The sequence below is a fragment of the Phycisphaerae bacterium genome, from assembly GCA_019636475.1.
Lineage (GTDB): Bacteria > Planctomycetota > Phycisphaerae > UBA1845 > UTPLA1 > JADJRI01.
The window spans coordinates 51,952-63,140 of record JAHBXN010000005.1; the positions used below are offsets into that span (position 1 = coordinate 51,952).

The 11,189-nt window shown below is 58.9% G+C and carries 7 protein-coding genes; 4 read left to right on the forward strand and 3 right to left on the reverse strand.

From position 1 onward, the window contains the following. Nucleotides 1-420: 420 nt before the first annotated feature. Both KF841_09505 and KF841_09510 read left to right on the forward strand, forming a co-directional pair. Nucleotides 421-870, forward strand: coding sequence for a hypothetical protein (locus KF841_09505; protein ID MBX3395590.1), 450 nt, complete (start codon nt 421-423; stop codon nt 868-870). Nucleotides 871-1,160: 290 nt separating this feature from the next. Beyond that, entirely contained in the window at nt 1,161-1,865 is a 705-nt protein-coding gene (locus tag KF841_09510) for a PEP-CTERM sorting domain-containing protein (protein ID MBX3395591.1), read from the forward strand. A 142-nt stretch (nt 1,866-2,007) separates the two neighbouring features. Here KF841_09510 and KF841_09515 read toward each other — a convergent pair whose 3' ends face one another. Beyond that, on the reverse strand, nt 2,008-3,150 hold the full coding sequence (locus KF841_09515) for a glycosyltransferase (protein MBX3395592.1): 1,143 nt from the start codon (nt 3,148-3,150) through the stop codon (nt 2,008-2,010). 123 nt (nt 3,151-3,273) lie between these two features. Between KF841_09515 and asnB the strand changes: the two genes are divergently transcribed. Both asnB and KF841_09525 read left to right on the forward strand, forming a co-directional pair. Beyond that, nucleotides 3,274-5,208, forward strand: a complete 1,935-nt coding sequence (gene asnB / locus KF841_09520) for an asparagine synthase (glutamine-hydrolyzing) (protein ID MBX3395593.1) — start codon at nt 3,274-3,276, stop codon at nt 5,206-5,208. 408 nt (nt 5,209-5,616) lie between these two features. Next, nucleotides 5,617-8,145: an HYR domain-containing protein gene (locus KF841_09525; protein ID MBX3395594.1), complete on the forward strand. Its 2,529-nt coding sequence runs from the start codon at nt 5,617-5,619 to the stop codon at nt 8,143-8,145. A gap of 184 nt (nt 8,146-8,329) precedes the next feature. On the opposite strand, the gene KF841_09530 is transcribed toward KF841_09525, so the two are convergent. Both KF841_09530 and KF841_09535 read right to left on the reverse strand, forming a co-directional pair. Then, nucleotides 8,330-9,577 (reverse strand): glycosyltransferase family 4 protein, encoded by a 1,248-nt coding sequence (locus KF841_09530; protein MBX3395595.1) that lies wholly within the window; start codon nt 9,575-9,577, stop codon nt 8,330-8,332. Further along, nucleotides 9,574-11,142 carry an undecaprenyl/decaprenyl-phosphate alpha-N-acetylglucosaminyl 1-phosphate transferase gene (locus KF841_09535; GenBank protein MBX3395596.1) on the reverse strand — a complete coding sequence of 523 codons (1,569 nt, stop codon included), beginning with the start codon at nt 11,140-11,142 and terminating at the stop codon, nt 9,574-9,576. Before KF841_09535 ends, KF841_09530 begins: the two co-directional genes overlap by 4 nt. Nucleotides 11,143-11,189 lie beyond the last annotated feature (47 nt).

Below are 11,189 nucleotides of genomic sequence, written 5' to 3' on the forward strand. Positions count from 1 at the left end.
CCCCAGAACCGTCAGGGAAGTGATCTGTGCGCTCCGACGCGCCCGAATTCCGGCATGTTCTGGGGATGATCCAAGCCGCATGTTCTAATTATCGGACATTCTATTCGATTTGCAATTCCCCGCCCCCCGAAACCACGCATTTCGCCCGAACCGGCCGCCTGCCGCGGCACCCCTGACTGTGAATCGGCCCCCGTGGGTTGATAAGCAATGGGTCGCTAACGCACAGCTAATGTGGCTGTTACAACCGGTCGATCCGACGAATGATCGAGCTCCGGCATAGGATTTTCAGTGGCCGAAAGGTCGGAGCCGCACGCTGGCGAAACTGAAGCCGGCTGAATACGGACAAAATGGCGACCCTGCACCAAGCGTCGAGGTCGCCCACCCATCGAACGGATTCGAGCAGTCTGAGGGGGAAAAGACGTGATAACGTTCGAGGTGCGCCGTCGCCTTTTCTGGGGACTGGTCTGGAGTTTCCTGCTGTTCGGCGTTGTGGGGTGCCAGACTACACCGCCGCGAACGCACTCCTCCGGCTCATCGTTGACACCTGCCAGCGTGCGAAAATCCGTTCCAATTATCCCGGCCCCGCGCGATTCGAAGCCGACGCGAAAGCCAGCGCGAGCCCACGACGACCGCGTCGTCGATCACGATGCCGCGACTGAAGTGGATCAACCCGCGCACATACCAGCCGGAGTTCCTGTCGAACAGGGCGCGGGTTCAAAAGCCGATCGTGCGCGCAAGCCGATCAGATCCCCTGAAGCCGGAAATCCGAACCAGCCACGGCCCGATCGTAAACGCACGAAGCCGAAAGAGTCCGAGTATGAACGACATCCCTCCAAGTGGAGAGAAAAGCTCAAGGCAAAATACGCCTGATTATTCCGAGTCGATCATGCCAACGGTTTTGACGCAGCGTTGTCGATCTGGCGCGTCTGGAAACCTCTCGTTGTGAGCCATCGCACAGAGCGATAAAACCCCGGCTCGGAACCGGAATATGCCGCCCCATAACGGGCGCAAACATTTCAGCGGCATCGATTGAATCGCGTGCCACCTCGGGAGAATAATACGAAAAGCGTTTGTGGAGAAACGCGCCTCGTACAACATCGCGTGAGGGTCACGCGAACGGGCCAGAACTCCATCGAAATCTGATAGGGGGAGTATACTCTATGCATACTGGTTTTCGCCGCGCCTTCGCGGGCATCGCATGTGTCACCACTGTTGCACTGGCTTCGCAGGCCAACGCAGCCGAATTCCTGTTTCAACTGCGCAATCACCCCGACGGACAGGTGCAGATGCCCCAATACGGCGCCCGCCTCGACGAACTCTTCAACGCCACTTCCGGCACCGACATCTTCACCTTTGATTTCAATCATGCACAGTCTGATATGAAGCTGATCTACGACTCGACCGCCGCGACCATCCGAATCTTCGGCCAGAGCTGGGGCGGACGCGACACCGGTTCATCCTACGCAAACGACATTTACCGCGGCGTATACCAATTTGACTTTCTCTACGCGTTTGGTGTCGGGCAGGTTCCGGGTGATGATGATCTGTGGGCATCGCCGGCGCAGGATTTTCTCAACAAAGGCACCGTCTCTGCTCCCGTATCCGCCGGCGGGCAAACGTTCCATCTCGTCGACAAGGGGCTCGGAATGTTCGGCTACACCTTCCGTTTCGGAGATGAGAACAACGACCTGGGGCATCGCGGATACAACGGCATTTCCGGCTGGGGCTGGATGGAAATCAACGATGCTATGAACGGCAACGCGACACGTGACTGGCTCTTCACTGCGGTACCGGTCCCGGAACCGACAACCGCCATGTTCGCAATGTTCGGAGTTGCCGCTCTGCTGCGACGCCGCTCGCGATAAGCGCGCATACACCGCGTCGCATGTCCAACGTGCAAACTCTCAAAAAGCAAAAGGGCCGGTGCGTCAGAAGCGCATCGGCCCTGCTCTTTTTAGTGGATCAGCTTTCGCACGAGCTGAAAACCAGGTCCTCCGCGAAGGCTGACTACCGGCACACCTCGCGATACATCTCCACATAACGCGGAATCACCACTGGCCAGCAATAGCGTTTGCAAATCAATTCGCGGCCGCGCAGCCCCATCTGCCGGCGCTCCTCATCCGAGATGCCGACCATCTGACGAAGCGCCGAGGCGATGCTGCGGCGCTCCGGTGCGACAACCCGGCCCGCGCCATGCTCCTCGACCTCCGGCATGTTGCATGAATCCGAAATGATAACCGGCAATCCGGCGGCCATCGCTTCGAGAATCGACATGCTCATTCCCTCACTTTTGCTCGGCTGAAGCAGGACCGACGCACGGCCGAGACACGCCCGCACATCTTCCGCCCCGAGCATGCCGGTGAATGTCACGCGCTCACGAAGTCCTTTCCGCATCACCGCCGCCTGAAGCATCGGCGTAATCCCGAATTCATCCGGCCCGACGACGAACAGATGCCAGGACTCGCCCGAAGCCAGCGTGTCGAAACAGGCTCGCAACGCCTCGATAATCCCCTTCTGTTCGGCAACTCGTCCTAGGAACAGGACCCATTTCGCACCCTTCGCGGCCGGAAACCGCTCCTCCAGCGAAGTTGCCGGCGGGAGATTCTGAAACTCGCCCGGGTTCAGCGCATTGGGAATCACCACAACTTTCTGATTGAACCCGAGCGCACGAATGTGCTGCGCCTCCCCTTCCGCAAGGGCGTGCAATCGTGCCGCATGCCGCAGATTGCCGTGCTCAAACAGCCATCCGATCGGACGTTTCTTCCACGCGCTGCGCCGCCACGCCCACGGCATCATCATGCTATGCGGAGTCATGATATAAGGCTTGTTCTGCTTGCGAGCCGCGCGGCCGGTCGACCAATTCTGCGCTGACCACAAACCGTGCAGATGCACCACGTCCGCCCATCCCACGAGCGATCCGATCTCGCGATCGAATGCCGGCGACTTGCCCAGCTTCGACCCAGCCCTGGCCTCGAATGAAATTACTTCAGCACATTCAACCGTCGGAGGTCGACCGAATCGATCCCCACTCAACGTGGCGATTCGACTTGTCTGGCCCGCACGCTCAAGTTCACCAGCCAGAAGCGGAAGCACGCGCGCGATGCCGCCCCAGGATGGGTCAAGGGACTGCGTGATATGCAGAATTTTCATTCAATCTCCAACTCGTGTCGGCCGTGGTTCGGCCACGGACGGCAGCCTAACTGATTGTCGCATTCTGGGGAACGGCCGATCGCACTTGGCCAGTCACGTACTCATGCCTATGATTCGACCCGCATGTGCGGAATTGCAGGATTGATCAGCATCACCGGAGAACCCGACCCGGTACGACTCACCGAGATGACACGGCGACTGTCCCACCGCGGCCCGGATGGTGCGCATCAATGGATCGATCCGCGATTCGGAATCGGGCTGGGACATACAAGACTCAAAGTGCAGGACCTGACCGCTGCGGCCGAGCAACCCATGCGGACAGAGGACGGTGCCTGCACCATTGTCTTCAACGGTGAGATATACAACTTCCAGACCCTCCGTGCTGAATTGGAGGCGGCCGGATCGCGATTTAACTCAACCGGCGACACAGCTGTTCTGCTCGAGTTATGTCGGCGCGACCCGTCTTTGGCTTTCCTGCCGCGACTGAACGGCATGTTTGCATTCGCCTTCTGGCATGAACCAACGCAAACACTCACGTTGGTGCGCGACCGGACGGGAGTGAAGCCGCTCCTGTGGACGGCCATTGCAGGCGGAATTGCGTTCGCTTCCGAGATGCACGCCTTGCGGCCCGCAATCGGCTCGGCGCCGATCGATTCTGCGGCCGTGTATCAGCTCCTTTCGCTCGGTTTTGTCGCCGCGCCCGCAACGATCTTTCGCGGAGTTTCGAAGTTGCGCCCAGGACATCTGCTTCAATTCCGAAACGGCGGAATCGAGGTACGTCCATGGGTGCCGCCGCCTCCGGACTCGACTGACATCACCGGTTTCGAAGCGGCCAAAACCATCGTTCGATCAACAATGATTGAAGCGGTTCGGGAAAGATTGATCGCCGATGTTCCGGTCGGAGTCTTCCTCTCCGGTGGAATCGACTCGGCCATCGTCACGGCCGTCGCTTCTCAGATTTCCACGGAGAAGATTAAGACGTTCTCCGTCTGCTTCCCGGACGAACCATTCTACGACGAAAGCAGATACTCCGATGCCGTGGCAAAAATGCACGGAACCGAACACACTGTGCTTCCCCTGTCACTTGCGGAAATTCAGAACATTATCCCGACGGTCCAGAATCACATTGACGAGCCATTTGCCGACAGTTCCGCCTTGCCGACGTACTTGCTTAGCGGCCTGACACGCAAGCATGTCGTTGTCGCCCTCAGCGGCGACGGAGCGGATGAACTGTTCGCGGGATACAATCGCTACGCTGCGGCGACGCTGAACGCCAGATACGGATGGTTCGCTCGCACGCCGCTCTATCAGCTCTCGCGCGGCCTGATCGAGAAGCTCCCCACCAGGAGAGAAACGCGTGTCGGCGGATTCATCAGCCAGTTGAAACGGGCCGTCCGTTCGATGGATCCGGATCGGATGACACGCTATGCCAACTGGATGCGCACATCCGACGATCGAACGTTCGGACGCCTGTTGGGCGATGCCGGCCGCGCAAAGTCGGCCATGCGAGAAATCGAACAGCTACTGTGGAAATTCCGGGGCGATCCAAAATCCTCGGATGACTTGAACGCCCATCTGCGAACCGAGTGGCAACTCTCGCTGCCGGACGACATGCTAACCAAGATCGACTTGATGTCGATGGCTCACGGGCTGGAGGTCCGTTCACCTTTCCTGGACTGGCGCCTGGTGAACGCGGTATCTCCGTTTGATTGGCGTTGGAAGCTCAATGGAATGCGAAAAAAGCACCTTCTTATTGAAACTTTTCGCGATGTGATGCCGCGGGAGCTGCATAATCGTCCGAAAAAAGGGTTCGAAGTGCCGGTTGGTCCGTGGCTTCGTGGTCCGCTCCGGAAAATGGCCGAGAACCTGATCCTGCGGGACAAGTGTTTCTTCGGCGTCGTGCTGTCCCGCGACGGTGCCCTCGCGACCCTGAACGAGCACGCGCGGGGCACCGCGGATCACAATTTCTGTTTATGGGCGCTCGTGTCGCTCCTGGCATGGCAGCAGACACACGCGAACGACGCGGTCGTCGCACTCGATGTCCCGACACCGGGCTGACAGCTTGAAATCCGTTCCGCGAAAAAACTCTCGAAAAGGATACCGGGTTTGACGAATTAAGGACTCGTCCGAAAAGCGCGTTGTACTAAAATTCTCAGTCGGTAGACTCTGGCCCTCTCGACCAACAATAATGCAATAGGAGGGTTTACTGACAACGTCTTCGCAAATCTTCTGCCCATCATCTCGCGGCACTTGTTGCTAAGCGCATGGCATACAGTTGCGAACGGGGCGCGGATGAAACGGCGGTATCTGTTTGGTGATTCGAGCCAGGTGCGCATCACTTGGAAGAATTTCAAGCGAATCGCGGGTTCGCTATCGGAAACTGGATAATCGATCGGGGGGGGGCGACCTTTGATTCTGAACGGCCGGGCCGTTCGATCAGCGGTCGGGACAAGTACAGAGGGCTGCATGATGATAAACCATACAATTCAAATTCGAAAAACGCTAATAATTCTGGCTGTCGCGATGGTCGCGGCCTTGTTCGAAACGGGGCAGGCTTCTGCAGAACCTGTCTTCTTTTCGACCAGTAACAATGTGCTTTACCGGTACCATCTCACCGGCACGCCTGACACGTTTCTGCTCACCGACGAATTCGCCTCGATGGCTGCGGACCCCAGCGGCACGATCTACATGATCGGCCGAACGGACATCGACGACGACGGATTCGCGGAAATCTATCGTTTGGATGATCCTTGCGGCGCCGAGCCGTCGCTGACCATCGTCGGCGATTATCTGCCCCGCCGCGTCGTATCGATGTCGTTCATCGGTGACACACTCTACATCACCTATCGCGCCGTCGCGGGCGAGAAACACTATCTCGCGACCGTCGACCTCGTCGCCCAGACCTACGCCGTTGTCGGACAAACCGGCGCGACGCTCGCAAACATCAACTCCACCGGCTACGACAACATCACCGGCAAGCTGTACGGTGTCGGAAACGGCGGCACACCGGATCTGCTCCTCATCGACTGGAAACTGGAAAGCGGCGTCGATCCTACTGCGACCGTCATCGGCCCGACCGGACAGAGCAGCTACACGTCCGGCGGCGATTTTCACGACGGCACGTATTATCATGTCGTCTCGGCGACGAATGCGGGCGTCAATGAGATTCTGCTCGGCACCCTCGATCTTGCCACGGGAGCATTCTCACTCTCGCGTGTTGTCGATTCCGGAATGCCCGTCGGTGACATCGGCCTCGCGATCATCGATATTCCGGAAGGCCAATCCTGCCCCAGTGTCGGTGGTTGCTGCTTCAACTCAAAAGGCCAGGGCTGCGAAGTCCTGACGCAGGCCGACTGCAACGCACTCGAGGGCAGTTACCTCGGTCATAACACGACGTGTGAGGACGATTCCGACGCGGACGGAATCACGGATTGCTTCGACGAATGCCCCGACACGCCGGCCGAGACGCCCGTCGATGATTTCGGATGCAGTTGCGCCCAACTTGGCAACGAAACCCCGCCGTCGATCGAGGGCTGCCCTGAAGATTTCGATGTCTTCCCCAAGGGCTGCGACTACACGATCGGCGACTATCGAAACTCCCTTGAAGTGTGGGACGATTGCGACGAGCTCGCGCAACTGACCATCACGCAATCGCCGGAACCGGGGACAGTCGTCGGCGAAGGTCAAACGCTCGTCACCATCACTGTCACCGATACGTCGGAGAACAGTGCCTCCTGCGAGTTCACAATAACGGTCTACATCTTCCCATGTGACTGCGATACGACGCCGCCCGTCATCGAAACATGCGGCGAGCCAGTGACACTTCAGGCCGGTGTCGATTGCACCGCTGAGGTGCCCGATCTGACCGGTGGTGTCATTGCCTACGACGAATGCAGCGAACCAACCGCGGTCGGCGAGCAGGGCAATTACGGATTGACGATAACGCAGAATCCGCCGGCAGGAACTCCGATCGGCATTGGTGACACGGTCGTGACCATTACCATTACGGACATGAGTGACAACTCGATCGACTGCGAAGTCACCGTCACGGTTGAGTTCGGCGAATGCTTCATCGATCCATGTGAGAACGATGAGACGCCGCCTGTCATCGAAGTCTGTCCGGAGCCTGTGACCCTGCAGGCGGATGAAACATGCTCCGCGTCGCTGCCCGATCTTACCGGCGAGGTCATCGCTTTCGATAATTGCCCATATCAGGAAGAACCGCAATCCAAGCCGTGGGACGAAGGTTCGAATGGAAACGAAAACCCCGTTCGAGGTGTCCAACCAGCCCTCACAATCACACAGGACCCGATCGCCGGCACCCCGCTGCCTGTGGGTCAGACGACCGTGACCATCACCGTGACCGACTCGTCGAACAATTCGGCCACGTGCGAAGTGACGGTGACGGTCGAGCAGGGTTCGTGCGTCAACGTTTGCGGTGAAAATGATCAGGAGGATCCGATCATCACAACGTGCGCGACCGACAGGACGCTACTGGCGGATTCGGAATGCAAGGCCATCGTGCCGGATCTGACCGGGGAAATCGTCGCGATCGACAATTGCTCGCCGGGCGAAGGTCTTGTCGTCACGCAGTCTCCAACGGCCGGAACGGTCATCGACGTCGGCGATACGCTCGTGACCATCACGGTCACTGACCAAAACGGAAACTCGTCAGACTGCACGGCGACACTTACGGTCGATGCCAACGGATGCGACCAGCCGATCAACGACAACAACAACAACAACAACAACGATAACAATAACAATAACAACAACAACATCAGCAACAACAATAACGAAGGACCTGGTCCGCAGCCGGTTCCTTGTGATCCGGCAACGGACAATTCGTTCAATATCCTCTTCAGCCTGCTGTTCCATGCACCCGTATGTGCCGTGGGCTGCCCGCTGTCGGTAGCGCTGACGATGTGTGGCTTCCTTGCGATTCGGTCCATGCGGCTCGGATCGCGCCGCCGGACCCGCCGCAGTCGGAAATAAGGGATCGATTCGCTCACCGCTGACAAGTTCACGGTGGCGATCGAACGCACACGACGCTTGTTGAGATGATTTCACGCGACGGGGTCGATTTCGGCCCCGTCGTGTTATTTCTACCCGATCGCAATGACACGCGATGCGGCCATGCGCCATGCTGGAGGGATCGGCGCTCGAGCGGCGCCGCAATTCACGAACGGCAGTGAACGTCGATAAGTGCCGCCCACCTGGCTGCGGACTGCTCCGCGTGCAGCCGTTCATCGAGCAGCGCACGGCCTGACGCACCCATTCGAGAACGAACTTCGCGATCGTCCGCCAGTCGCCGGATCGACTCAATCAGACCATCCACATCACCCTGTCGCACAGCCACTCCGGCGCCGCTCTCGCGCAGCCATTCCGCAATCTCGGAACGCTCGTTTCCGACAAATATCGCAGGCCTGGCCGCTGCGAAGATGCCATACGTCTTGTATGGCAGTGCCTTGTCGTACATCGCTTCGTGTTGAGAAATCAGGCAAATGTCGGCCGCCGTCAGCAGTTCCCCAAGCTGATCTGCGGGCTGATAGTCGATTAGCACCCCATTTGCGGGCAGATGTTCCCGAACGTACTCCCGCTGTGGTCCGCCGCCGATGAATTGGAATTGCAGGCGCGAGTCCCCTGCCAATCGACTGCACGCCGCCATAATTGTCTCGAACGGATGGGACAAGCCCATGTTCCCGGCGTACTGAATCACAACTTGGCCATTTGGATTGTGCCGCCGACGAAAATCGTTGTCAGACTGCACCTCCGAACTCGATGCTGCAAAATTTGCCAGTCCCAGAATCGCCGGATCGAATCCGTCATGAATCGTCTCGATATGTTCCGCGCCAAAACCGCGCGTCTCGATAATGCGTTTCGAGATGTCGCGCGAAATGCAAACCACACGCCGCGCATCACGCATCCAGCGACGATCAAAGTTCATCCACGTTCGATATACCGGAGACCATGACGACATCCGCTCCAGTGAAAGCGCAAGATCAGGATACAAGTCGAGCACGGTATATACATAAGGGCACCCGGCCGCCCGCGCAATCTTCCGAGCGATCCCCGCTCCGTGCGGAGGCGCCGTCGTCCCGATGACCAGGTCAATCGCCCCCAGTCCGGACGCGGCAATCGCCGCGTTGCGACCGAACGCAAGAAATCCCAGCCCCCGGCGCATGACACCCCTTGCCCCGATCGGCGGACGCTGCACGCGGACGATTCGAACACCTTCGTGCATCTCTTCATCCGGATATATACGCTGCGGATCGTCCCATGCCCGATTCCCCGCGATTACCGTCAATCGATCGTGCGAAAGCAGGCGTCGCAGGCGCGGAAGCCGGTCGCTCAGCACAGCGGCACTGGCACAAATATCCGGATGATAGAATTCGTTCAGAAAAACGATGTGTCGCTGTCGACTCATTGCAGACGCTCGCCGATCTCTCGCGCAAGTTCCTCGATCAACTGCGAGCGCTCTTCGTTCAACCTTGTCGATGGATCAAACGTCATGACAAGCATCGCCCCGTCATCAACTGGAAGCTCAACCACCGCGCCCTCGACAGACGGGCCCAGACCCTCCGATACCCTGCCAAGCTCGCCGACCGGCGTAATCACCCCGTCCACCGCCCACGGCCCGGTTTCAGACGCCTTTTTGTCGCCAAAACCTGACGCCACATCCGTCCGGGCCGCCTCGCTCCAGACCACCACGCCATTTTCCCGGCGCAGCTCGATCCGACGGCAACCCATCTCGCGCAATGCGATTGACAGTGCGTGCAGAATCTGCGTCTGATCGGCCGCCGAACGGATCTTGAGCTTCGCCAGCGCAGCCGCCGCGTGCAGAATCCGGGTCTCCTCGCGGCCGGACCAGCGGGCTGCCCAGCCGCCCCATTCCAGATATCCGAGCACGCGCGTGCCGAAGATCGCCAGAATCGCCACCGCCGCCATCGCCAGCCCCACCACCAGGTGATTCGCCGCAGCAGCCAGAATACAAGCCACCGACAATAGGAAGCTCACGGCGTAAATCTGAATCGCCGCCCGCGAGGGTGAGCGACTGCGATCCAGCAACCGATGATGAATATGATCCCGATCGCCCGCAAACAGCGGTTGCCCACGAAAAAGCCGTCGGGCGATCGTCAACAATGTGTCAAAGATCGGGTACCCCAATGCGAACAGCGGAACGAGGATCAACACGGCGGTGTGCGATTTCTGCGCCGACTGAAGCGATGCCAGCGCCAGGTACATTCCCAGCGCCAGCGATCCGGTATCTCCCAGAAACACACGCGCCGGATGAAAGTTGTACCGAAGAAAGCCGAGCAGCGCCCCGGCCAGCAGCAGCATCATCACCGACATGTAGTAATTGCCCAGCCAGATCGCAACAACCGCGTTCACTGTCGAGGCTAGAAAGCAGATGCCCGCTGCAAGTCCGTCTAATCCGTCCGTCAGATTCACGGCATTCGTCACGCCCACAATCCAGATCAGCGACAGCAGGTAGCCCACCGCCACCGGAAGCGGCACTGAATCAACGAACGGCATGGTCACCGCTTCGATCCGAAAACCGAGCGACACCGCAGCAATTGCAACCACCGACTGCACCATCAGCTTGATGTGCGGACGGACTGTGTGCCGGTCGTCAACGATTCCCAGCAGCAGCATCGCCAGCGTGCAGATCAGCAAACCGTAGACCTGCACTTCATACTCGCGCAGCATCTGCCCGACCCGGTTATCCAGCCGCAGCGCGACAAATGCCCCGACGAAGACAATCGCAAAAATCACCACGCCCCCGAGCGTCGCCGTCGCTCGTTCGTGGCGCTTTCGACCCCACGGCTGATCCACCCAGCCGAATCGCTGGGCCAGCAGAATGTAGGCCGGCGTGGCGATTGTCGTGGCCAGCGCTGCCGCGACGAAAAGAATCAGGTATGATTTGAACCCGCTCAGGGCGAGGACCCAATCGGGCCAGCGGGACGGAACAATGGCATCGGCAAGTGGCAAAATTCAATTCCTCGCGAAGCAATCGTCAGAATGCATTCTAATCGAAT